Source organism: Paraburkholderia sp. GAS448, assembly GCF_050435685.1.
Lineage (GTDB): Bacteria > Pseudomonadota > Gammaproteobacteria > Burkholderiales > Burkholderiaceae > Paraburkholderia.
This window is the reverse complement of record NZ_JBNDKT010000002.1, coordinates 261177-284766: the sequence shown is the minus strand read 5'-3', so window position 1 is coordinate 284766 and position 23590 is coordinate 261177. Positions and strand designations below refer to the sequence as shown.

At 59.0% G+C, this 23590-nt stretch carries 19 protein-coding genes; 14 read left to right on the top strand and 5 right to left on the bottom strand.

The genetic code is table 11. The features are described from left to right. Positions 1 to 180: 180 nt before the first annotated feature. A complete protein-coding gene (locus tag P3T23_RS04940; RefSeq protein WP_429315066.1) occupies positions 181 to 810 on the top strand; it encodes a helix-turn-helix domain-containing protein in 630 nt (209 codons plus the stop codon). Then, on the top strand, positions 807 to 1691 hold the full coding sequence (locus P3T23_RS04935) for a ubiquinol-cytochrome C chaperone family protein (protein ID WP_429315065.1): 885 nt from the start codon (positions 807 to 809) through the stop codon (positions 1689 to 1691). The genes P3T23_RS04940 and P3T23_RS04935 overlap by 4 nt, the downstream gene beginning before the upstream one ends. A gap of 448 nt (positions 1692 to 2139) precedes the next feature. On the opposite strand, the gene P3T23_RS04930 is transcribed toward P3T23_RS04935, so the two are convergent. Then, positions 2140 to 3135 (bottom strand): hypothetical protein, encoded by a 996-nt coding sequence (locus P3T23_RS04930; RefSeq protein ID WP_429315064.1) that lies wholly within the window; start codon positions 3133 to 3135, stop codon positions 2140 to 2142. Between the two features lie 106 nt (positions 3136 to 3241). Then, a complete protein-coding gene (locus P3T23_RS04925) occupies positions 3242 to 3763 on the bottom strand; it encodes an SIR2 family NAD-dependent protein deacylase (RefSeq protein ID WP_429315063.1) in 522 nt (173 codons plus the stop codon). 202 nt (positions 3764 to 3965) lie between these two features. Between P3T23_RS04925 and P3T23_RS04920 the strand changes: the two genes are divergently transcribed. The 11 genes from P3T23_RS04920 to P3T23_RS04870 all read left to right on the top strand — a co-directional run bounded on the left by P3T23_RS04920 (position 3966) and on the right by P3T23_RS04870 (position 18303). Further along, on the top strand, positions 3966 to 4874 hold the full coding sequence (locus P3T23_RS04920) for a 5'-nucleotidase (protein WP_429315062.1): 909 nt from the start codon (positions 3966 to 3968) through the stop codon (positions 4872 to 4874). Between the two features lie 14 nt (positions 4875 to 4888). After that, on the top strand, positions 4889 to 5278 hold the full coding sequence (locus P3T23_RS04915; protein ID WP_429315061.1) for a hypothetical protein: 390 nt from the start codon (positions 4889 to 4891) through the stop codon (positions 5276 to 5278). Between the two features lie 51 nt (positions 5279 to 5329). Continuing rightward, complete coding sequence (locus P3T23_RS04910; RefSeq protein ID WP_429315060.1) at positions 5330 to 5737, top strand: hypothetical protein; 408 nt, start codon at positions 5330 to 5332, stop codon at positions 5735 to 5737. A 782-nt stretch (positions 5738 to 6519) separates the two neighbouring features. After that, positions 6520 to 7266 (top strand): SIR2 family NAD-dependent protein deacylase, encoded by a 747-nt coding sequence (locus P3T23_RS04905; RefSeq protein ID WP_429315059.1) that lies wholly within the window; start codon positions 6520 to 6522, stop codon positions 7264 to 7266. Positions 7267 to 7304: 38 nt separating this feature from the next. Next, a complete protein-coding gene (locus P3T23_RS04900; RefSeq protein ID WP_429315058.1) occupies positions 7305 to 9920 on the top strand; it encodes a PD-(D/E)XK nuclease family protein in 2616 nt (871 codons plus the stop codon). Further along, the gene (locus tag P3T23_RS04895) at positions 9920 to 13114 is read left to right on the top strand and encodes a UvrD-helicase domain-containing protein (protein WP_429315353.1); all 3195 of its coding nucleotides are present in this window, start codon (positions 9920 to 9922) and stop codon (positions 13112 to 13114) included. The genes P3T23_RS04900 and P3T23_RS04895 overlap by 1 nt, the downstream gene beginning before the upstream one ends. 12 nt (positions 13115 to 13126) lie before the next feature. Next, positions 13127 to 14029, top strand: a complete 903-nt coding sequence (locus P3T23_RS04890) for an NUDIX hydrolase (RefSeq protein ID WP_429315057.1) — start codon at positions 13127 to 13129, stop codon at positions 14027 to 14029. A 73-nt stretch (positions 14030 to 14102) separates the two neighbouring features. Next, on the top strand, positions 14103 to 14729 hold the full coding sequence (locus tag P3T23_RS04885) for a hypothetical protein (RefSeq protein ID WP_429315056.1): 627 nt from the start codon (positions 14103 to 14105) through the stop codon (positions 14727 to 14729). Positions 14730 to 15011: 282 nt separating this feature from the next. Continuing rightward, a complete protein-coding gene (locus P3T23_RS04880) occupies positions 15012 to 15722 on the top strand; it encodes a hypothetical protein (protein WP_429315055.1) in 711 nt (236 codons plus the stop codon). A 168-nt stretch (positions 15723 to 15890) separates the two neighbouring features. Continuing rightward, on the top strand, positions 15891 to 17675 hold the full coding sequence (locus P3T23_RS04875) for a DUF262 domain-containing protein (RefSeq protein WP_429315054.1): 1785 nt from the start codon (positions 15891 to 15893) through the stop codon (positions 17673 to 17675). 121 nt (positions 17676 to 17796) lie between these two features. Continuing rightward, entirely contained in the window at positions 17797 to 18303 is a 507-nt protein-coding gene (locus tag P3T23_RS04870; RefSeq protein WP_429315352.1) for an HD domain-containing protein, read from the top strand. Positions 18304 to 18556: 253 nt separating this feature from the next. Here the strand turns inward: P3T23_RS04870 and P3T23_RS04865 are convergent, their stop codons facing one another. The 3 genes from P3T23_RS04865 to P3T23_RS04855 are packed head-to-tail and all read right to left on the bottom strand — an operon-like array spanning position 18557 to position 21683. Then, positions 18557 to 19384, bottom strand: a complete 828-nt coding sequence (locus P3T23_RS04865) for an SIR2 family NAD-dependent protein deacylase (protein ID WP_429315053.1) — start codon at positions 19382 to 19384, stop codon at positions 18557 to 18559. Positions 19385 to 19395: 11 nt separating this feature from the next. Then, positions 19396 to 20934 (bottom strand): DUF2779 domain-containing protein, encoded by a 1539-nt coding sequence (locus tag P3T23_RS04860; protein ID WP_429315052.1) that lies wholly within the window; start codon positions 20932 to 20934, stop codon positions 19396 to 19398. A gap of 47 nt (positions 20935 to 20981) precedes the next feature. Further along, positions 20982 to 21683: a hypothetical protein gene (locus P3T23_RS04855; RefSeq protein WP_429315051.1), complete on the bottom strand. Its 702-nt coding sequence runs from the start codon at positions 21681 to 21683 to the stop codon at positions 20982 to 20984. Positions 21684 to 21824: 141 nt separating this feature from the next. Between P3T23_RS04855 and P3T23_RS04850 the strand changes: the two genes are divergently transcribed. Then, positions 21825 to 22892 (top strand): helix-turn-helix transcriptional regulator, encoded by a 1068-nt coding sequence (locus tag P3T23_RS04850; RefSeq protein ID WP_429315050.1) that lies wholly within the window; start codon positions 21825 to 21827, stop codon positions 22890 to 22892. Positions 22893 to 23590: the final 698 nt, after the last annotated feature.

Genomic DNA, 23590 nt, shown 5'->3' with positions numbered 1-23590 from the left:
ATCTGCATAGACATGTGTAGTCCACACCTGCGGCGTTTCTGGCCATGCCGGGTTTGCGCCCGCGTTCTACCACTCCGAATGGCGTTATGCAACCTAATGGTGTTCACCGCCGCAGACAAGTTTTGTTGGAGCAAGCAACCGCTTTCCCCTAGACTCTCATCCAACAAGACGGAGGACGCTGTGACCGAAGAAATAGAAGAAAGCACCACCTTCCGCGACGTCTCGCGATGCTTCGTGGAAGCTCTGCGACGCAGCATGCGGGTTGCGTCCGAAGATGAAGACGGGGCGCTGGATGCACTGTCGCAAACGCAGCTGGCCGAGCGCGCCGGAATGGGCAGGTCAACCTTGGCAAAGTACCTTGGTGGAAGAGTTGACGAAACGCCAGCGAATCCTGACCTGGACATTATCTGCCGACTCGCGGACGCAGTCGGAGTCCCACCAGCAATCTTGCTGATGAGGCCTCAAGACTGGGCCAGCCTGGGAAGCGGAATGTTGACGTTTCAGCAGGCTCTGAGGGATTCGACGTTTACCGCGTTGGCAGCGGAGCTCCAGGGCATGGATTCGACTACTTCTCAGCGCGTCGCGGAAGCGGCCTTGCGCGTTGGCAGACTGCTCAATACTGTCGAAGACGAACGGGACCCCAAGGTTTCTCAGGAGGTGAGGGATTTCCGGCACGCGACAAAAATGTCGATATCGACGACCGCTGCATCGATTCCATTTCGAATTGACGGCGTCACCAACTCTCATTTACCCGCGCTGCTGACCATCTGCAGCATTCTCGGAACTACAAACGCCAGGCTAACCCAATGAGCGACGACTTCATCAAGAACCCCGGCAACCTCGCACTGTTGCTCGCACAGTCGGACATCGCCGACCTGGACATTCTTGTCGACTACATCACCGATAGCGGCAAGGGCCGTATATCTTTGACTAAAGACGCTTGCGCGAGACTGGTCAAGTGCAAGGAGCGTAGGGTCTATTCAGAGTTCGACCGGGGTCTCATCGGGCAGGAAATTTGCTCGTTCGGTGGCAACACGCTGACCAACGTTTACCGCGATGTTCGCAACAGCATTCCCTTCGGCACGCTACTGGACAAGGTTCTTCCTGACGCGGGTACGACCATCGCTTACGACGAAGTTGTCAAGGATGTGGCCTCGCACCTGAAGGTCGCGTTCGACAAGAAGGATGACCTCCTCGTTGTCGAGGACGGCATTCTTCGCAAAATTCTCCGCGACTCGTTCGAGAAGATGTCCCCGGAGGAACGGGCTGCGGTGTTGAAAGAACTGAACGTGTCGGACCTTTCGATGCTTAAACCTGCGGCGGGTGCTGCGTTCATTGCCGCGGGCCGCATGGGCGGGTTCGCCACCTACAAGCTCTCACTAATTGTGGCCAATGCCGTATCGAAGGCGCTGCTTGGTCGGGGACTTCCCCTTGCCGTGAATGCAACGGTCGCGCGTACCATCGGCGTGCTGCTCGGCCCCATCGGCTGGGTTGTGACTGGCGTATGGACGTTGGCAGACATGGCCAGTCCGGCCTATCGGGTCACTGTGCCATGTGTCATTCAACTCGCCTACATGCGCCAGAAGGCCATCGTCGAGGCTCACACCAAGGCGTGCCCATCCTGCGGCGCGCGGAATGAACGCGCGTCCCGGTTTTGTGCCGAGTGCGGACAAGCATTTCAAGGAGCGTGATATGTTTCCCGGCCCGATGGAATATCTCAAGTCACACGCTATCGCTTTTGTGGCAGGCGCAGTGACTGTCCTCGTCGCAAGTGTGTACGTCAGAGTCGCGAAAGGCTGGAACGCTCGTAACTGACGGAACGGCTTGGTGCAGCTTTGTCCGAATGGATGACCTTCCGTCACGTCGGTGCCGTTACCGAGCGACGGCACTACTCGCTCCCGGGGTGATGCGTGCCGCGGGCATGCAGGTCCGCTTGCCGGGCCGTATCCTCGCAGGGTGAAGCTGGCCAGGCGTCGCACGACTCTGGCCAGCGGACCAGCAATTCCGGCTCCCGTGGAGCTGCTTTCCTGATGCCGTGCCGCAGTCGAAAGACCTGGCGACGGCGCTCTCAATTGTCGGCAGAGCCGGTTGGCCACCATGGGGGCAGGTCACGCGGCGCTATCCAGTTATCCAGCGCCGCTATCTCGAGCCGCGCCGTCCGAATATAGGTCGACTATGGTCCCACAGGTAGTCCTCTAAAGTTTGGAGCACGTCGGAACGCACCTGTTTGCTATCCCGAACTGTCCAATACTCGAGTACCAGCGGCGTATGGCACAGCGATTCCGGAACCCAGCGCTTCAGATGAAGTGCATATGTCCCCTCGTGCCCAAAGCCGAAATGCTGCTGAAGCCTGCTCGCGAAGTCTCTTGAACTTCCGACATAGAGCGTGTCGCTATCATCCATCAGTTCATTCTTGCGGCTAAGATTGAAGGTGCGAGCTGTGCTCTCGGGAAATGCAGTGTGGAATGCTTCTGGTGCTTCGGTCTGGAAACGATACACAACGAACTCGCCTTTTTCGGGGAGACTCCATTCACCCAATCGGCAACGCAATGCTTCGGCGCTGGCGAAGTGAGACAGCGAGCATTCAATCTGCTGGACTGGAGACAGCACAAGCCTAGTCACTTCTTCGGCAATACGCGACATCATTTTTCCGGCCTCTGTTGCCAGCGACCCACCGTCGAAACTCTCAGTCGGTATCAACGGTGTCTTTGTGTCTGAAGTATTTGCATGTGCGTGGTCATCGGGCCTGCTGAACGAGAACCGACGATTGCCCGTTTCATATGCTCCCAATCCAAGGTCTGCCAGCACTGGAATTAGATAGCACGCGAGGTTCTGCTTTTCACGTGATAGCAACCAGTCACCAATAGTGCCAAGTGCGGGGGTATCGAAGCTAGTCCCAACATAGACCGGACCAGGTCTCGACGCGAACTCAGCCACAAGCGCATGGATAGTCTCTGAGCTTGCGCGACCAGAAAACTGCAGCCTCTCCCCGTAGAACACTTCGATTCCGGTGTTTGTGTCTCCACAATACTCAAACTGTGCCCTGCCACTCGCGGTGCTAATGCGTTTCCTGCCTTCTCTCGTTCCCAATTGCAGTTCTCCGATATCTTTCGTGGAAACCGTGAGCCCGGTCACTACCCGCCGGTCGTCTCTTGTGCCTCGACATACTTTCGATATGCCTCACTACTCCGTCAACGATTGCTATTAACGACCAACTTCTTTGTTTCTTTACTCGCTTGAGTTACGCGTTGCCACCGAGCACGTTGTCAAGTAACTGAAGTGCTTCTGACGCACCTGCCGAGATACCCAAACCCACGGCTTTCGGTATCGCGTATTCACGCGGATTGATGCGGATGACGCGGGGTCCGTGGCGCTCGCTAAAGCGCCTGACGGTCGGTAAAGCCCGGCCAGCCCCCATTTCCACAACGACAAGTCGGTCAACGGACTCAAGCCAGGTTGCAAGCCGTCTCTCCTGCCTGTCCGCGTGCTTCTCCACCCATTGCCAGTCCCCAAACATCAGAATGTTCGGCCGCGCGAGACCATTGCAATGCGGACACCTCGGCATTTCGTTTTCGAGCAGACAGGTCGTCTCGTTGACGATGGGCGTGAAGTCGTCAGCTGGCCAGGTCTCATCGGTACATGCTTCGACGCATTGAAGACGGTGGATGGTTCCATGGCATTCCACAATGCATCGCGCATCAAAGCCCGCCTTCTGGAACTGACCATCGACGTTACTGGTGAACACGAAGGCTCCGTGCTTCATCGTCGACGTCCATCCACGGTTCCAGGTCCCTGTCAGTTGGCAGGATGCGAAGAATCGCTTCATCAAGGCTTGAGGTCGTCATGCTGGGCTTCGGTTGAGGAGGGGTTGTCCGGCGTCTCTGTAGCGATGATTCTATCTGCCGATGCGGACGCTTTTTGTCCCAATTGCCCTGCATCATGGTGTTCAGCCACAGGAGAGACCTATGACTTCGAGCACAAAAATCACCATCGCTGTTTCCGCACGAGCGCTCTTCGACTTTGAGGCAGAAAACCAGGTATTCAGGGAGGACGACCACTCGGCGTATTGCGCGCTTCAGGCCGCGCGCCTGGATATCCCCGCAAGCCCCGGTGTCGCCTTTGCGCTGGTACGCAAGCTCCTGGGCTTCAATAGCGGTGACAGCAACGAAGTCGAGGTTGCCATCCTGTCGCGCAATGACCCGGTCACCGGCCTCAGGGTGGTTGCGTCGGCTCGGCATCATGGACTGGCAATCTGCCGGGCCATTTTCACGGGCGGTGCAAAGCCCCACGGTTACCTCGCACCGCTCGAGGCCAGTCTGTTTCTTTCGGCCCATGCGCCGGATGTTAACGACGCGATGGCAGCCGGGTTCCCGGCTGCCCGGGTCTATCCGGCTCCGGGCGTGCCTCCCACGCAGGACGACGGGGAGCTGCGCATCGCGTTCGACGGAGATTCGGTCCTGTTCAGTGACGAAGCCGAGCGCGTTTTCAGGCAGCGGCAGCTACAGGAGTTCAACGACCACGAGGCGCGTCATGCGCGCTCGCCGCTCTCTCCCGGTCCGCTGAAGCCATTTCTTGCTGCCCTGTGTGAGCTGCGAAGCCGCCGCGGGTCACGGGGCCGAGTACGGACGGCTCTGGTGACTGCCCGTAGCTCGCCGGCGCATGAGCGGGCGATTCGCACGTTGATGGCATGGGGTGTCACGGTGGACGAAGCCATGTTCCTCGGAGGCAAGGACAAGGCACGTTTTCTGGCCAAGTTCAGGCCCGACATCTTCTTCGACGACCACGTACGCAACTGTGAGTCAGCCTCGCAGCTCGTGGCCACCGGCCACGTGCCGTACGGCGTCAATAACGAAGCACGGCCAGTCCTCCATTGACCAATCGTACAGCAATGAACCCAAAACTCGAGAACATGCTCGTCGCGAGCTACCCGGCTCTCTACCGTTCGCTGGAGCCCCGTTATTCGGGCGCGTGCCGGTTCGAATGTGATGATGGCTGGTACCGAATCATCGACGAGCTGTCGGGCAAGCTTGAGACTGAAGCGCGGATATCCGACCTTCAAGTCGTATGCGTGAAAGAGAAGCTGGGTAGTTTGCGTGTCTATCTCCGGGGCTCTGTTGCGGACAGGGTCCAGGAGTGGGTTGCCACAGCAGAAGGCCTGAGTCGAAACACATGCGAACGGTGTAGTCAGGCGGCGATGCTGCGCAGACACAAGGATGGCGGCGGGATACGCACGCTATGCCCAACGTGTGCCGCGGCGATGAACTACGTCCTCGAGTGAATGACGCCGCAAGGACAAACCCTTCCGCCAGCGACCCACGGATGAAATGCCATGCCACAACTCCTTGAACATATTGATGCAATTGCCCGGAAGCTAAAGCGGGACGTGCTTTATCTCGAGTTCCTGAAAACGCAGCGTCCTCACCGTGCAGACTACCGGAATCTGGATAGTCGCTCGCGCATCATCCATTGGCTCGACAACGAAAGCATTGAGTGGCGTGAGTGTGGACAGGTCGCGTCCGAGACAGTAATGCGTTCGTATGCCGGGGAAATTTTCATCAATGTTCCGTTCGACGAAGCCGATAACCAGTATCGCAAGGTTCAGGCGTTTCTCGAGTATCCGGACGGCACGATGCGCTTCCACGACGTCCGGTTCTATGTCGTCACGCTGCAGATTGCCATGAAGAACGCGCACCACGATGAATCCGGCTTCTGGGGCCGCTGGGCGGACAACTTCTAATCAGCAAGACAACAGGCTGGAGGCGTTGTGAGCACAACCTATATTCGTGACGGTTCGTCGAGAATTGTTGGCCGTATCCAGACCCTCGGTCAGGGGAAACAGTTCGCCTACGTGGGCGGCAGAATGGTCGGAATCTACAATCCCCAATTGGACAGGACATTCGACTCTCACCTTCAGGTATTCGGAAAGGGCAATCAATTGATGGCTCTCATCCGATGCGCCGATGACGATTAATGTCATTGAGCCTTAAGCTTCTTGTGCGCTAAAGTCCGAATCAAACAACTGACCTGCCATGCGACCACCCACCCGAGAAAACTGGGAGCGAACCCGCCCCGACGCACTGTGGTTTTGTCTGGGCGACCTGCCCAGAACGCCACCGAGGTTCTACAAGTACACGTGGCAGATATGGACGCCAGACTGCGAGCTTGAGGGTCGTGAGTTCCTTCGTTATGCGCCGCGCATGTCGACCGCTGAATTTATGGCGCGCTACGAGGAAATGTTGAATTCCAGGCTGCCAGGATGGATATATCGCCACGACCGCCCTCGAGAAGGCCCTGGCACGCCATTCGACAGAAGCCACCCGAAATGGAAAGACGTGGAATTCGCTCCCTCATGGGACGACGACCCGGACCCCATCTGGAATGGACACAAATGACGACAGAGGTGTGCACGCCAGGGTGACGCAGCGTATGTCACGCCCCGGCCCCAAAACGTTCGTACGTGAATCGATATACTCCCGGGCGCGTCCCGCGCCAAACTGCATTCCCCTCGGAGGATGAACAGTGTCATCTGTGCAGCACTTCGCTGGTCCGCGTCTGTATGTGTTTTCAGGAGCAGGGCTGTCCGCTGAGAGCGGCATTCCGACATTCCGTACCGGCGACGGTATCTGGAGTCAGGAGAGCATCGACGAGGTTTGCAACTTCCTGACTTGGCGCCGGAACCGGGAGGCGGTCTTCCGCTTCTACAACCAGAGAATCTCCGAGAAGCGAGATGCGCGCCCAAACGATGCGCACCGCATTCTCGCTGCCTGGCAGAGCATGTGGGGAACTGAGCGGGTCCGACTCATCACGCAGAACATCGACGATTTGCTTGAGCAGGCTGGCGCGCAGCACGTCATCCACCTTCACGGTGACATGCATTCAATGCTTTGTACGTTGTGCGACCTCCGCTTCCCTAAAAGCGGGGAGGAGTACCGCCTCGACACCGCCTGCCCACAATGTGGAGCGGCGGAAACAGTCAAACCGGGTGTGGTGTTCTTCCACGAAGCGGCACCGGAGTACGTCAACCTGCATCGTATGCAACACGAGATGACCGGCGACGATGTGTTCATCGCGATTGGGACCGCGTTTCAGGTCGTTTCACCGGAAAGCATGCTGCCCCAGGAGCGATGGCGTCAGTATGAAAGGAATTTTCTGATTGACCCGGAACCGCGTCGAGCGGAGTTTTTCGGATGCGTGGAACCAGAGTCTGCAACTGTCGGCCTGCGCAACCTCGAAATTCGCGTCCATGCGCTGATGACGATGCTATAACGAGCGTTGTTCAAAAACTGTCTTACTCGAGACCACTCATGCATATCACTCTTGGACTGAACCTGGACAGTCGACTGGGTCCCTCCCGTCAGGACGCCCTGGACCGTCCGGTCGTCGGACCCATGGGCCTGCTCGGGCTTCTCGAAACCTGGCTGGGGCTGAGCCGTCCGGAGGTGAGCACCGCGCAGCGCGTTACGAGCTACCTTGGGCATCTGCGCAGGCAAAGCGGGCAGGCCCGGTTCTACAGTCGTTCGCTCGAAGCAGATGGCGTCGGCGCGAGCGCCAAACTTGTTTCCTGGCGCGACGAGTGGCGCCTCGGGGGCTGGGATGGGACCGCACCCGCAGGCAGTCCCCGAAGACTGCTGGACATGGCGGAGGTCGAGCAGATTGCCAGTGGCAACATCCCACCCGGGCCAGCGGAGCGCCTCGCTGCCGTACTGGCGGTGCTCGAAACCGGGCAGACGCCAATCGAATCGGTGCTGCTCATCGACCCGCTGGACAGCTTCCCGCGTGTCTGGCGCGAGGTCCTCTCGCGCCTGCCGGACGTCAGGGAGTGGCAGCCCGAGCCTCAGGGCGAGGGATTGCTTCGCGAACTTCAAAAATGCGCACTCGACGCAGTTACGCAGGGGGACTTTCGGCCTCTCGTGAGCCCGATTGCTGACGGCAGTGTCGTGCTTGTTCAGGCGTCGACCCGAGAGGCCGCTGAGCATTGGCTCAGTGCATATTGCCGCCACACGCCGACCGACCGGCTTCTCGTGTGCGAGTCAGACGGTGACTCGGTAGACGCGACGATGATGGCGACGGGTGGCACCAGCAGCGGCTTTCGGGACGTCAGTAGCCTGCGTCCCGCCTTGCAGGCTCTGGGGTTGGCGCTTGAAATGTGCTGGGACCCGGTTGATGTCGGACGCCTTGTCGAGTTTCTTTCTCATCCCATCGGTCCCTTCCAACGGAAGGCACGCGTCCGGCTCGCGAAAGCTGTGGCAGAGCAGCCGGGTATCGGCGGTGGGGCGTGGGAGTCAGCGAAGCAGGAAATCCGCGTCACGGAAAACGGCGATGCCATACTCGAGGACATCGCTTTCTGGCTCGAGGGGGAGCGCTGGAATCGTGCTGCTGGCGCGCCAGTCGATGCGCTGCTGGTGCGGGTCGAGAAGCTGGCCGACGCGCTGCGCAAAAGACTCGCGGACAATGGCCCGCTGAACGCAACGCTCGGCGCTGCAATAAAGCAATGCGCGGCAGTTCGGGATGGCCTGCTTGAACTGAAGAACCAGGGCGCTCCTACCATCGCACCGCGCATGGTTGAACAGCTTCTGGAGCACGCAACGCCAGCGAGTGCAGGAAATCCGTTTGCGCCGACGCAGGTGGGCTGCCTTCGGGCCGAGTCGGACACTGCAGCGTGCATCGAGTCGGCCGACGAGGTCATCTGGTGGATGCCGTCGACGCCGCAGTTACCGCTACCGCTTCAATGGACGAAGTTGGAACTCGATACACTCAACAACCTCGGCGTAGAGGTGCGAAACCCGCAGCGTGAACTGGAGCTATTGTCCCGGCAGTGGCTTCGTCCACTGCTGGCCGCGAGGCGGCGGTTTATCATGGTTCTGCCGCCGCCAGGGGCTGAGGAGCACCCCGTTCGGCAACTGCTGCTGAAACTTTGGCCCGACCTGAAGCAGCACCTTTTCGACCTTGACGTGCAAGTGGCGCGTGAGTTCGTCGGGACGCTCTCGAAGAACCTCCGACACACCGCGTTGCCTCCAGCACCTCAGGCGCTCGACCTCGATGAACCGATTCCGCTGCCGACGACGGACCAGTCGTACACGTCCATGTCGGAGCTGTTCAATGTTCCCGCGCTCTACGCGTTCAAGCGCATCGCACGTATGCGTCCGGCCTCGATACTTGAGGCAAGAGACGGCAACAATCTCCTCGGCACGCTCGCGCATCGGGTTTTCGAGAAGCTTTTTCAGCAGGCGCACAGCCTGAACTGGACCGACGAGCAGGCAGTGACGTGGTTCCGGGACAACGTCGATTCCCTCCTGCGGACTGAGGGCGCGGTCTTGCTGATGCACGGTGCCGGGGTCGGCCTGCAACGATTCAGGAGTGTATGCGAGCATGCAATCCGTTCGATGATGCGCCATCTGCGCGCGGCGAACGCTATCCGTGTCCACACCGAGCTGCCTGTCGCGGGGCAGCTCAGCCACGTGTCGCTTGTCGGCAAAATCGACCTCCTCGTCGAACTTGCGGGAGGCAAGACAGTAGCGCTGGATATGAAATGGCGCGGTGACAAGCGTTATGCCCAAGCACTGCTCGATGGGCAGCATCTTCAGCTGGCGCTCTACTCGTCGCTGTACCAGCGGCAAGACGGCGTGGCGCCGGCGGCGCTGGGTTATTTCATTCTGGAGACTGGCGCGATGTACGTCAGTGCCTCCGACGTTATGCCAACCGCCCAGGTTCGGACGCCACCTCTGGGCGCAACCGCAAGTCTCATTGAGCAGGCAAAGGCAAGTTGGGCCTGGCGCGCCAACCAATGGGCTGCTGGTCACATCGACGTCGTTCCGGTTGGCAGCGGGGAAGATTTCAAGGGACCGGAGGGCACGCTGCCGGTGAACGGGCCGAATACGTGGGACAAGGACTATATGGTGCTGCTCGGGGGCTGGGAGTAATGAATAACATCGAATTCATAAGTGCAGGCGCCGGTAGCGGCAAGACCTACAAGCTCACGTCGACGCTCGCCGAGGCACTCGGGTCAGGGGAAGCACGGCCGCACGCCGTCCTCGCAACCACGTTCACGGTCAAGGCGGCAACTGAGTTGCGCGAACGCGCCCGCTCATGGCTCTTGAACAAAGGCGAAATCGGACTTGCCACTGCCATCGGACAGGCAAAGCTCGGTACGGTCAATAGCGTGTGCGGCCAGTTGCTGAAGCGCTTCTGCTTCGAGATAGGGCTATCCCCAGACCAGACCGTCCTGAGTGAAGGTCAGGCCAGTCGTCTGCTGGCGACATCACTTGCGGAGACGCTCGACGAATCCGGGCGGGAAAGGCTCGTGACGCTGACCACCAGGTTCGGAATCGACCATGCGGAGTGGTCTGCGCAGATTGAGGAAGTGGTTAACGCCGCGAGGAATAACGATATTTCCGCGGACGAGTTGAGAAAAATGGGTCGTCGGAACGCCGACCTGATGCTGGCGAACTGGCCGGCGCCTTCGACCAGCAGCGACCCGACAAAAGCACTCTCTGGCGCCTTGACGAAGGCGCTGCAGGACGTGTCGCTGCATATAGCAACGACTGAGGCCGCGGGCGGAAATATCGCCCAAAACCTCCTGAACGGTCACCGGGAGCTGGAGCGTCTCGAGCGGTGCTTTCGTGACGGGCGCTGGAGCTGGCCGGACTGGATTGCGGCTTGCAAGTTGAATGCCGGTGCGGCAGTTCGTGCGGCCATCACCCCCGTCTCGGAAGCTGCCCAGGCTCACGAATCGCATCCTGAATTCCACGAGGACGTGCGCTCCTATCTTGAACTGGTGTTCGACCTGGCGGCCATGACGCTCGACACCTATGCCGAAACCAAGCGCGTGATGGGCGCAGTGGACTTTGGCGACCAGGAGGTTCTGCTGCTTGAGGCCATCCGCAAGAACGAGGACGTCCGCAAGGCGTTGGCCGACGAGCTCGACCTTGTGATGGTCGACGAATTTCAGGATACGAGTCCGCTGCAGCTGGCGCTTTTCGTGGAACTCGCCAAACTGGCCAGGCGCTCGGTCTGGGTTGGCGACCCGAAGCAGGCCATCTACGGATTCCGTGGCACCGACGCCCGGCTCATCGCAGGCATTCTGGCGGCTATTGAGGGTTGGGGCGGAAAGCTGGGAGAGCCATTGACCACCTCCCGGCGCTCAACCCCGTCGCTCGTATCCCTCACGAATGCCGTCTTCGGCTCCACGTTTCTTCCGGAATTGCAACCACAACAAGTGCACCTGCAGCCATCCCGGGATGACATCGCAGGGCAACCGGCGCTCTTTTACTGGAACTTCGAAAGCGGGAACAACGAGTCTGACTATCTCGCGCTGGGACAGGCGGTCAGCGAGCTGCTCCAGTCGGAGCTGAAAGTCGTCGACCGGCAAACCCAACAGGAACGGCCCGTTCGCCCGGGCGATATCGCGGTCCTGTGCCGCACGAACGACCAGGTTGAACTTGCAGTAACTTCGCTGACGCAATGGGGAGTGCCGTCCGCGAGTCCAAGAGCCGGACTTCTTGGCACGGCCGAAGCCATTTTCGTCCTTGCGTGCCTCCGACGCCTGCTCGACGCGGGGGACACTGTCGCGTCTGCGCTGATATTGTCCCTCGCTGATGGTGTCCCGGCCCAGGAGTGGCTCGGCGACCGGCTCGAGTATCTATCCAGGGAGGACGCAAGCCCAGCCCAGTGGAAAGCCGTGGGGCACGACGCGCATCCGCTTCTCGTTCGTCTGGAGACATTGCGGCCAAGCCTCGCCGCCCTGACGCCGCGGGAGGCGCTGCGACTCGCGAAGGCCGAGTCGCACGTCGCCCGTGTTGCAAGCCAATGGTCGACCTCGCCCCATCAGGCAAGGAGCCGAATCGGCAACGTCGAAGCCTTGATGGACCTCGGTGCTGCCTATGAAGACGAGTGCATCGCCGCCAGACGTCCAGCTACCGTTAGCGGGCTGTTGCTCTGGCTCGACACACTAGCCGACGGTCAGGCCGACGACCGCGCCGCAACCGCCGACGATGCCGTCAGCGTGATGACCCACCATGGAGCAAAAGGGCTTGAGTGGCCCGTCGTCATTCTCACATCCCTCGGAACAGCAGCGAGAAGTGCGCTCTGGGGCGTTCGCGCGCGCACCGACGGCGAGTTCAATCCCGAGCGCCCACTGGAAAATCGCTTCGTGCATTTCTGGCCGAAGACCTGGGGCAGGCGGACGCAACCCCAGTCAGCCGTCAATGCCGAGGCAAGCGCTATCGGCCAGATGATGGTTGCGGATGCGCTCGCCGAGAACAAGCGCCTGCTGTATGTCAGCATGACACGTGCACGCGACGTAAACGTAGTTGTCACGTGCCAGCGGAGTCGAGGCGTCAATCGAGACTGGGTTGATGAAGTTGGGGCGGGTGACCTGCTCTTCGGTGATACTGGTCCAGTCGTGCTTCCAGACGAGCGGACCATTCTCCGAAAATCTGGAGCCTGGAAGGCCGCTGAAATTGTCGTGCCACTTGCGCGGGACGAGTCGATATGTAGCTGGTACGTGGCGGCGCCAGTTAGCGATGCACCGCCTCTCTGGTATCGACCGAGTGATGCCGAAGGTGGACTTTATCAAGTCCTCAAGTCCGAACCGGTTGGCGTGCGCGTCGCAATTACTGCCAACGTCGAAATGGACGTACTCGGAAGCGCAATGCACCTCTGTATCGCTCGCGCGGGTGTGACAGGAATAGTCCAAGACGCTGATGTCGAGCGCATCCTCAGCGCGTGGGGAATGGCACACGTGGTCGACAAGACCGCGGTCATCGCCCAGCTACAAGCATTCTTCGACTGGCTGCAAGAGCGCTGGCCAGGTGGCACGATTCGCGTGGAGGTGCCCGTCGAGGCCAACCGGCCGGACGGAACACGACTGAGAGGCCGTATCGATATGCTGCTGGATACACCCGATGGATGGGTCCTCATAGACCACAAGTCGAATCCAGGCGGCACAAGTCATGATGACGCGCTCGCTCTGGAGCACGGCCCACAGCTATCCGCCTATGCTCAGGCCATTGAGCAATGCTCGGGTAGAGCGGTTAAGGAGCGCTGGCTCTACCTGCCGGTCTCAGGTCGCGCGTTGCAGTTGAATCAGCTTGAGCCGCTCGGCCTCACACACTGAACAGCGCTATCTATGACCACAACTTACCACCCGCACCCCGATGAACATGGCAAGCCTGTAGTGCTCAAGAGCCCGAGTAAGCCTACGACGCTGGGCACCTGGTTGGACGCCAAAGCCGTCGCGACTGTCACGCCCGGCGGGCCGATGCCTTGTGTACTGAACGGCGTAGCCCTCAGTTCGTGGTCGGCGCCCCAGACGTCAGAAGGATGGGCGCCGGTTCCGGGGCAACTGGAGTTCGATGAGCCCGCGTTCGTATGCCCCGCTGGCAAGAAAGAAGCAGCCGGTGTCGTCACCATTGAACCAGACGGTCGCGTCTGGGTGGTGACGCCGTCCAATGGCTACGCAGGCTACACGGCGACATTTCCCAAGGGACGAGTCGAGAAAGTGCTCCCGAGGCAGGCGAACGCTATCCGGGAGGCCTACGAAGAATCTGGCCTGAAAGTGGAAATCACGGGATTTCTTGCAGATTCATCCCGTTCACTGACCTATACACGCTACTACCTGGCGAGGCGCGTAGATGGAACGCCCGCCGACATGGGGTGGGAATCCCAGGCTGTGCATCTGGTGCCAGTCGAGAAACTCGATGAGGTGCTGAATCATCCAAACGACGCGCACCTGATTGAGCCCATCAAGGTTGCCGTACAGCGCGAGACAACCAAGAGCCGCGAGTACCATTGGGCCGATGATTCGTATTGGACGGAAGCGCTCGACCGCTATGTAAAGCTTCGGGAAAGCGGCACGCGCGAACTCACCATCGACCTCGATAGGCTTGAAAATCTCATCCTCAATGGAGACGGCCTGGCGTACAAGGCGATGGATGCCATGGTCTCGGTTCGTGAACGCGAAGGCTACGAAGGCTTCAGGGGTGCACCGCGCATTGTTTGCGCATTGCTGGAACTGCTTGCACGTCCATGAGGAAGTCAAACAGAGCGGCCAGAATGATGACTGTACTCTTTGGGAATGACTGCTGCAGGGCAGTGAGGCGGTGATGGTCAAGTGCTATGCATGCGGTGAATCCCTGAGCTCGACCTATCACGCGTTCTACAGCCGCACCCAGAAAGTCGCCAAGGTTGATGGCCAGATTACCATCTCGGTCTTGTACGAACTCCAGGAACTGCAGTTCTGCAGCCAGCAATGCTGGCAAAAGTTGGAGCCGCGCATAGTTAAGGGATTGAACCCGGTCTATCAGCCGTTTCACATGGTCGCGACCTGCTCGCAGTGTCAGAGCCCAGTAGAGCGGACGCTACCACACTACGCGCTTTATATCGGCGAGTTGGAGGACGTCAGCAAGCCATGGCTGGCGTCAGTGCGCGTGGTCAAGGACAGGGAAATTGCGGTGCTATGCCCTGATTGTCAGCCGCCGGCTGATGAGGGTGAGATGGCGAGGGAAATGAGACTTGAAGAAGAGCCAGCGAAAGATGACGTTGTTGCCGAGAGTGTGAGGGGACGGTATGAAAATACCGTGCCACCACGTCTTGAATGGACATACATCCAAAGTGGGTCGGCGCAGAAAGGACCAAGGGCGCTGGAGCGCCCTTTCACAGTAGTGGCAGGCTCGTCATTACCACATTGCCGCACTGCCGAAGGGAGCTTGACCTTCACACTGTGCGCTTGACGCATCGACAATTAGGTTGCAATTCCAAAGGTTGATAACGCATCAAGCGCGTTCTCGCTGTTCACTGAACGCAACGTGAAGTCCTTGCTGATGTAGTTCGGCGGCTACGCGTCGGTGCTGCCAAATGAACACGTCGCGTTGTTGTTCTCCTGCAGACGGGACCAATTGTGTCGCGAGTCTAAAGGAATCGACGGTTATGCCGTTAATTCAACGGTAATGTAAAAACCACAGAGTGCTAGCGGCGACTTCTTACGCGCCGTGCATATATTTGCGAGAGAGACCATGACCACGAAGGCGGCCAGTGAACTTAATTTCAAGAAGAGTTCGGAAGCCATTCCGACCGTCGAGATTGACACCGATAGCGTCTCCGACCTTGAGCGGATGCGAACCATACGGCGCACGCTAGCCTCGCTCGCAGGCAACAACCCGGGCATGCGCGCCACTATTTACGTTCACGCGACAGTAAGTTTCAACTTCCACGAGATGACTAACTCGGACTTCATCGGCGTGGTCGGTCCAATTTCGATTCTTCAGGCGCTTCAAGCGGAACTGTCTCGCCTGCCGGGCGCTCGGTCGCGACTGAGCGACTATATTTCGACCCGCGAATCGGCGATGGTATATCACCTTGAGAACGGAAACCTGTGGGTTCCTGAGGACGCACGCACCTGGTCTATTGTCGAAGCTCAGTCAGAGGGTGACGTCAGTTCTCTCCAGTCCTTCGATGAAGACGATTCGGAGGCGGCGGCCGTAGTTATTGAAGATACCGAAGAGGCCTTGCCCGAGGGAGACGACGTGGACCTTAAGGGGTTCAGAATCGAATCTCCGGCGCGTTACCGCGCGGCACGTGCTGATGCGAGTATTGGTAGCATCAAACGGCAAATTGAATCCGTTTTCGGTCTCCCGGATGGCTCAGTGGCATTGTGCGGACCGGATGGTAAACCCCTTCGGTCAGACGCCAGGATTGCAACGCTGCGACGGCGATGGGACCAGTAAGGTCGTGCTTCCAGCAATGCGGTCAAAATGCATTAGCGGTATCCACCGCACACGCAGTTAGCGCACCACTTCTTCGCCGCACAAGTAGGCGCGCAACGTACGGCGGGCGTTGCCAGAATTCGCTTTTTTGAGTAAGTGTGAACGTCAAAAGAAAATCCAGAGGCAAATGTGAGTACGAGAACAATTGAGCATTTTTTCACTGGCAAGAGCTTAGAAATTCCTCCGTATCAGCGAGACTATGCGTGGAGTACCACAAACGTAGATGACCTCTTCGACGACATCCTGGAAGCAATGGAGATGGGTGGGAGCCATTACCTCGGGACGTTCATCTTGTCGGCAGGCGCGGCCAAGGACCGCTTCAAGGTCGTGGACGGGCAACAGCGGCTAACTACGTTGACGATGTTGCTGGATGCCATGGTAGGCGCTCTTCCCGAGGGAGAGGTCAAGACTTACTATCGGTCGACGTTTCTTCGCCATCCGGTGCATGGTCCGAAATTTACAGTCCTCGGCGACAACCAGGCCTACTTTTCCGGAATGCTCGAAGACGAAAATCCGCCTCCTGCCACCGAGGGCCAGGTCCGGCTGAAAGACGCTCATGGCTGGATTCGGCAACGAGTCAAGGCTATCAAAGACGCCGGAGGTGAGAGCGCGATACAAAAGTGGTTGGTGAACATCGGGCAGCTTGAAGTGCTTGAGTTCATCGAAGCCGAAGAGGGTAAGGCAATCCGCATGTTCCAGTCAGTGAATGACCGTGGAGTGCCGCTGTCTAAGATGGACATTGCAAAAAGCCTTCTCATTTACTATTCAAATCGATTCCTCGTCGGGGAGCTTGACGAGTTTGTGGCCGAGCGTTTCGGGGCAGCATTTCGCGACTATAGCCTTATCAAGGGCTTGGCAGCGCAAGATGGCTACCAAATTCGCCTTGTGAATCGAAATACGTTCCGGGAAGACGATGTTTTTCGATATCACTACTTTGCTTTCAACGTAGACGGGCACGCGAGTTCGATTGGATTCGACTACAACGCGTCCTCGGAAACCGTACTCGAATCTTTCCTTAAGCCGACACTGAAGCTTCTCCGAAACGACACTGCAAAGCTCGATGCATTTATCCGGCATTACGTTGCAGATTTGGCGGACTTCTTCGCTGCGTTGCGCGCTTTAATTGAACAAACCCGTGTTGACAAAGAGCTTTATATGCTATTTGTCGTCGGTGACGTCGCCGCAACGCTCTACCCACTGACGACACGTCTTGCAATGCGAGGCGTTTTGAGAGAGTGCGCATACGAGAATATTAACCTGTCGCTGCTTCAGATGATTGAAATCGCGGACCTTCGTGTTTTCAAGTTGCGAGGCACAAATCCGCAAGCGGACATCCTCAACCTCACCCGTGATTCGGCTGATTTGCCATTGACGCAAATCGCGGACTACCTACAGTGGTTCGTAGCCAAATTCATGGATGATGGAATGTTCGAGTCTCGTCTGGCGACGGAAGATATCTACCGAAATCCCGGGGTGCTACGCATTCTTAGTGCCGCAGAAGAGGAGCAGCGGGTTGCGATTGGCAGCGGGGGGGTCGAATTGCAGCAGTTGGTGGACCTTGTCCGTTCAGGGCAGACCGTAGAGCATGTCCTTCCGCAGGAGCCTTCGTTCGGGGTGCGTGCGCATGGGTTTGCGACGGCAGAAGCGTATGTCGGCCACATCCATCGACTTGGTAACTTAACGCTCCTCGAGAGCGCACTGAACTCCTCATGCAACAATCAGGCGGTAGAAACCAAGATGAAAGACGAAAAACTCTATCGTTCCTCAGGCTACGAGATGACTAAATCGTTGGCTGCAGCAGGAGCTACCAAGGCGCCGGCTTTCACTCGTGCAGATATCGACACGCGCTCCGCTGACCTTGCGCGCCTTTGCGTTGCCCGATGGCCGGTTTGGGCCTATGGCGGCGCGGACTAGGATATTGCCTCGCAAGGGGCGAGACTAATACCACACACCGGGTAAAAGGGCCGTTCCAGATGCGCGGCTCACCGGGTCTTTCATAGTAGAGAGGTCCCTCTTGAACAATGTCATTAAGGCAATGGCTTTCGCTGCCGATAAACACCGCAATCAGCGGCGTAAAGACGGTGATGCATCGCCCTACATCAACCACCCAATCGCATTGGCGAATGTGCTTGCAAATGAAGGGGACGTCGACGACGAAAGCGTTTTGGTTGCCGCCGTGCTTCACGATACTATCGAAGACACGGAGACGTCGTTACGAGAGCTGGCGGAGATGTTCGGGCAAGATGTCGCGGACATCGTCGCCGAGGTAACGGACGACAAGTCGCTGCCGAAGGAGGAGCGAAAGCGTCGTCAGGTCGAGCACGCGCCGCACGTTAGCGCGAGGGCCAAATTGGTCAAGCTAGCCGACAAGATTTGCAACCTGCGGGACATCGCGGCTAGCCCGCCGGCAGACTGGGCCGTCGAGCGCAAGCGGGAGTATTTTGAGTGGGCTAGCGCCGTGGTCGAGGGGCTGCGAGGAGTTCACCCGGTTCTGGAAGACATCTTCGACCGGGCTTATGCTGCGCGTTCACTTTTAGCTTGACGTGGAGCCGGGAAACTGAGACTCGACCATCGGCGGCCTCCTGGATACGGGCTCCGACGGCGCCGGCGACTGCGTGAAGCGCGGCGTAGTGGCCGGCAACGCCACCCACCGGCGCGCTTTTCGACCAGCATGCGACCTAGTCTGTTCCGATTGCTTTCGGCGCCAGCGCGGCGGTAGAAGCGACATTTTTGAGTCGGCTAGCGCGCAACAATAGACACGGCAAATGCCGCATTGGCGTCTGCGCCTGACGTGGTCAGCACCCCGCCAGCCGGGCGTCGAGTTGCTTTAGCACTTCGAGTGCGCCTCCCTCGAATCCGAAACCGTGCTGCGACGCCGTGCCGGCCTCCCGCGCGTTAATGCGAACCAGCCGATGGCGGGCCATGCGCTCTCCGAACCTGCGCACCGTCGGCAGCGCCTTGCCTGCGCCTAGCTCTACCACCACGACGCGCGGCACCGAGGCATACCAGGCCTGTAGCCGTGCGCGTTGAGCCTGCGACGGCTCCTCTATCCAGCCATAGTCGCTGAACATCAGTATGTTTGGCCGCGCGAGCGCTCCGCATGCAGGACACCGCGGCAGCGCGTTCTGCAGTGTCGATGTTGCCGGGTCGATGTGGGGGGCAAACCCATCGGCGGGCCACGTCACATTTCGGCACGGCGTGACGCACTGCAGTGAATGAATGGTTCCGTGACACTCCTCGATGCGGTCATCTGGGAATCGGGCCTTCTGGAATTGGCCGTCCACATTGCTTGTGAAGACGAATGCGCCGCGCGACACGCGAGCGGCCCAGCGACGCAAAATGGCAAAACCCTCGTGTGGCTGCGTCTCACGATACAGCTTGAGCCGATGGCCATAGAAGCCCCACGCTAGCTCAGGCAATTGCTCGAAGTGCGCCGGGTTAGCCATCTCTTCGAAGGTAATACCCCGCTGCTGTAGCGCCGGGTACGCTCGCCAGAAACCTTCTGTCCCCCGAAAATCCGGCAGCCCGGAATCGACGCCCATGCCCGCGCCGGCGGTAATGAGCAGGCCATCTGCTTCGCGAAGCCATTGCACCGCCTGCTCATACTTCGACTCATCAACCATCTGAGGTCCTTTCACTGCGCGATTGCGCCTGTTGTTTCGCCTAACTCGGCTGCGCTCACCTGCCGCGCGAGCGTAAATGCACGATAAACGGCAACCATCGCCAGCGTGTCCCGGTGACAGTAACGCAGCATCTTGTTGCGCAACTCATCTCGCCGGGTCTCAGGCGTCGCCGGGTCCGACGCTTCCCACCATGCGCGTTGCGCGGCCCGGCCGTCGGCGACCTCCTGCAGGTCGGAGTAGCCGAGGTCGGGGCATACCGTGGGCAAGACCTGCTTGATGGACCAGGAGCCTTTCATCTCTGGATGGTAGTAGCCCAGTCGTGCATAGGGCAGCAGGTCGACCAGCCGCGGTACTAGGGCGCTCAGCGCAGGCCGCAAGTGCGGCAACAGCTCGTATAGCCCCTTCAGTTGCGTGCGCTCGAATGCCGAGTACACGAGGACAGCCCCGTGGGTGCCCAGCACCCGCAGAAGCGTTTCAGCAAATGCCCTGACTGGCAACTCGCCTGAGACATCAAGAAATTCTTCATGCGTGAAAACGCCGGGAGCAGTCTCAGTGTGGCAGGACCACTGGAAGGGAATCTGCTGGAACGGTCGCGTGCCTGCCCAGAGCGGTACAGACGACTGCAGCGTCTCGAAGTCGAGAAAGTGGCGCGGATAAGGAAGCGCTACCAGCTCCTGCATGAATTCCTTGTCGAGGAATGGTATCCCGGTGCGTGTCGCGTGCAGGATGCGGAGGTCTCGCGGCTGCTTCACTTCGGCAACGGGGACCGTGAGAGCATCCGTGTAGCCCGCCCTTCGCAGCCTGCGAGCCGTGGCGAAGTGGAAGATTTCGACCGGATACTCCAGCTGCGGCGGCTCCTGGCTGCGACAGTGCTCGATGAAGGGGCACTCGTATGGATTCGTGCAGTGCTCACCCGTCCGGATGTCCGGCTCGTCGCCGGCGAGCATGGCCTGCAACTGAACAACGATGCGCCCGATAGAAGGTTTGAGCCTCGCGACGGGCTCCGTCGCGTCCAGTTCCCGCAGGAGCCCGTCATACAGCCCACTTCCCGGATACACGAACCGATTGTTCACAATGCCGAGAGAGACCTGCCTGACCGGATACCCCGCGCCCTCGGCAACCCAGACCTGAACGGCGCAGTCGACATAGAAATAGTCCTTGTCCGAAGTCGCAGCCTTGACCTCCCGCATATGCCAGCCGTCACCGTAGGGCTCAAAGCCATCGGCACGCGCGCACACCTCATAGTGTGCGAAGGCTGGCTCGAACACGAGCGTTCCCTGAAGCTGGGCGCGCGCCAGGGCGGCGGGCGTTTCATCGAGTGCGCGGGCGATATCCCGCTCGTGTCCGATAAGCTCTCCTTGCCCCATGAGTGAGCGTGCCAGGTCACCGAATAGATGCCCCATGCGGAAAATATGCTCGCTCTCTTCGGAAACCTTGCAGAGTTCCGGCCTGTGTGTCTGAAGCCAGAGGCGCTTGTGGCATTGCAGCCCCGCCATGATTTTCGACTTCGACAGACGGAAAGTACGCGTCAACTTGTTCTCAGGTTCCAAGCGTTTCTCCGGCTCCTTGGTGCCATCAGGTGCGGCACGGCCCGTGTTCACCGGCTCTCCAGCTTCCAGTGCGTCGGCGTCTTTCCGTTCGGCGTGCCGTCATCATTGCACCGGACGACGCTTAGCGTCTTTTCCATGGGAAGGTGAACCCAGACTGGCATGCCGAAATCCCTGAACCCCTGTAGCTCTCCCAGAAATTCACTATTCTGGCGAGTCCGATTTTGTTCCGGGTCCTTCTGTGACATCAGGATGAGCCGCGGCGTGACGTTCGGATTGCGCGCGAACGCAGGACGCATGGCCCGGTACTGGTTGAACTTGCTGGAAATCTGCTGCGTGTCCCAGCTTCCGACGCCTTTGGCCTCGATGAGTAGCAGATGTGTGACCGGCGGAGCACCGTTACAGGCCTTATCGGTGAAACACATGACGAAATCCGCGTCCTGCTGCTTTCCAGTAACGGGAAAGTAGTCGCTCTCACCCGCAGCCAGAGGCATCGGTTCGCCTTCGACCAGGTTCTCGTTCATCAAGGCGGCGTATAGCCAGTCCAAATGAAAATCCATCGCGCAGAAAACGTTCTCAGGCCTGGTGGTGATATTGCACTTCGCCAGCACCTCGGCCATGAAGTCGGCGTGCGGCACAAACGTGACGCCAAGCACGCGCTGGATGAGCGCGAAACGCTCCTTTGCGTTGAACCGGCTAAGTCGATATTCCAGGCTACCAATCGGAAAGCGCTCGCTAAGACTGGTGGTCATTTCGCGGTCTCTGGTCATTTCGTCCCTAGTTTATGTTTATGTTGCGGATACAACTATTTCCAGGATTATGCCTGCAGATAGGGACATTTTTTGTCCCTGCATCCACTAAACTGCACAAGTATTTCCAACGGGGAGAGCAACATGACCAACAGCCTGGACGAGGCCATCCTGAAGATATTGCCCACGTCCCAACACAAAAACCAGTGGATGTCGACGCCTGAGGTCATTCGCCAGCTCACAGAGCGCGGCCACGTCATCGAGTACGCAAGGAAAGTCCGCCGTCGGCTAGAGGCCCTCGAAGCGAGCCGCATGGCCATCTCGATGCAAAACCCTGGTGAGCGGGAAATCAGATGGCAGCGTACGCCCTGGCTAGCCGGCGCGCACGACACTGTCGCGCTCATGGCCGCGTCCGAAGCGGTCGCTTTCCACATGCTCGAGCGCATGGCAGCCAGCAAGCTGCCCAAAGCCATCGTAAAGGACATAGACCCGCTCTTTCGCGCAGCCGAGGTTCGGCTGTCACAGGAAAAGGCCGAGAATCGCCTGTATCGCGCGTGGCCAGACAAGGTCGACTCTGTCGACGGCGCATTCGCACTGCAGCGCCCAAAGGTGCGCGACGACATCTTCACCGCCATCACAACTGCGACGTTCTTCGAGCGTGAGCTGTTCGTTCGCTATCAGCCAGCCTATCCCGGGAAAGGTGAACTCAACGAAAAGCGCCTTTGGCCACTTGCCCTGGTTGAATCAGCGGGCGTGATGTATCTCGTTGCGCAGCAGCCTGATTTCGCACCCGACCCGCTCAAGGGCAAACTCAATGCGCTGCGGACCTTGTACCGGCTTGACCGGATGCAGTCGGCACGTGAGTCAGGTCAGGGATTCAGGTATCCGGACGACTTCAAACTGCGCGGGTACATTGATAACGAGCAGGCGTTCAATTTCCTGACCGAGCCAAAGGTATGGCTGCGGCTCGCATTCGACGGGAACTCGGGCAATCAGCTGCTCGAATCGAGGATGTCGGCTGACCAGGAGGTCGGCGCGCTGGAAGACGGCCGCACGGTCATATCGGGCACCGTTGTTCCGAGTCTGAAGCTCCGCTGGTGGCTGCGCTCGCTGGGCGCATGCGTCGAAATCCTCGAGCCCGCGTACCTGCGAGATGAGTTCGCAGCTGAATACCGGAAACTGGCAAAACGGTACAGCCGGGCTGCGAAGTGATGCGCGTACAGCAGGGACAGGGAGTGTCCCTTTTCCGTCTGAGAATCGCAATCGTTGCCCCACTACAGGCGAATGATGAAGCGAAAAAACCTCAGTGCATCGAAATCTCCGAATGCGAACCGCATCGAGCAGGTGCCACGCGTTACCAGCCCATACACTGGAAAGACTGTTGACGACGCCATCACGCATCTTGAACATGTGTTGCGCGTGCCTGGCGTTACGGGCGTCCTTGGCATTGACTACTGGCGCGCGCGAGTTGAGCAGCTCGCCGCAAGTCTGGCATTGGCGCCAACACAACACGCCCGTATCGCGCGTCTGCAAGGCCTGCTTAAGAGCGGCACACCGTGCGGCCGAGACGACCCTCTGCTCGGCAAGGCAGCCTGAAAGCCCTCTAAACCTGGGCTGTTTAGCTTCATTGCGGCCTGAACTAACACCAATCGCGGGGTTGCGCGACGCTTTCGATGCTGGCGAAATCGGTCGAAAGCTATGAGCCGACTGACCGGTCTTTTGCGCTCGTAGCAACGGACTCAGGAAAGAGAATAAGGCTTTCAAGCCGTGCGCTCGTATGTGGCGCCTGTAACGCCGTAGAGCATGACCGATGACCAGTACAACGCGTACAACATCGCTGACCGGGTACGTCTCAGAGCTATTTCCCGATATCCGCAAATCTGCAAAAATGGTTTGCTTTGCGGGGCAGG

Coding starts and splice junctions, on each gene's coding strand:
- P3T23_RS04935 (WP_429315065.1), top strand. CDS start 807: ATGAGCGACGACTTCATCAAGAACCCCGGCAACCTCGCACTGTTGCTC.
- P3T23_RS04925 (WP_429315063.1), bottom strand. CDS start 3,763: ATGAAGCACGGAGCCTTCGTGTTCACCAGTAACGTCGATGGTCAGTTC.
- P3T23_RS04920 (WP_429315062.1), top strand. CDS start 3,966: ATGACTTCGAGCACAAAAATCACCATCGCTGTTTCCGCACGAGCGCTC.
- P3T23_RS04915 (WP_429315061.1), top strand. CDS start 4,889: ATGAACCCAAAACTCGAGAACATGCTCGTCGCGAGCTACCCGGCTCTC.
- P3T23_RS04910 (WP_429315060.1), top strand. CDS start 5,330: ATGCCACAACTCCTTGAACATATTGATGCAATTGCCCGGAAGCTAAAG.
- P3T23_RS04900 (WP_429315058.1), top strand. CDS start 7,305: ATGCATATCACTCTTGGACTGAACCTGGACAGTCGACTGGGTCCCTCC.
- P3T23_RS04895 (WP_429315353.1), top strand. CDS start 9,920: ATGAATAACATCGAATTCATAAGTGCAGGCGCCGGTAGCGGCAAGACC.
- P3T23_RS04890 (WP_429315057.1), top strand. CDS start 13,127: ATGACCACAACTTACCACCCGCACCCCGATGAACATGGCAAGCCTGTA.
- P3T23_RS04885 (WP_429315056.1), top strand. CDS start 14,103: ATGGTCAAGTGCTATGCATGCGGTGAATCCCTGAGCTCGACCTATCAC.
- P3T23_RS04880 (WP_429315055.1), top strand. CDS start 15,012: ATGACCACGAAGGCGGCCAGTGAACTTAATTTCAAGAAGAGTTCGGAA.
- P3T23_RS04870 (WP_429315352.1), top strand. CDS start 17,797: ATGGCTTTCGCTGCCGATAAACACCGCAATCAGCGGCGTAAAGACGGT.
- P3T23_RS04865 (WP_429315053.1), bottom strand. CDS start 19,384: ATGGTTGATGAGTCGAAGTATGAGCAGGCGGTGCAATGGCTTCGCGAA.
- P3T23_RS04855 (WP_429315051.1), bottom strand. CDS start 21,683: ATGACCACCAGTCTTAGCGAGCGCTTTCCGATTGGTAGCCTGGAATAT.
- P3T23_RS04850 (WP_429315050.1), top strand. CDS start 21,825: ATGACCAACAGCCTGGACGAGGCCATCCTGAAGATATTGCCCACGTCC.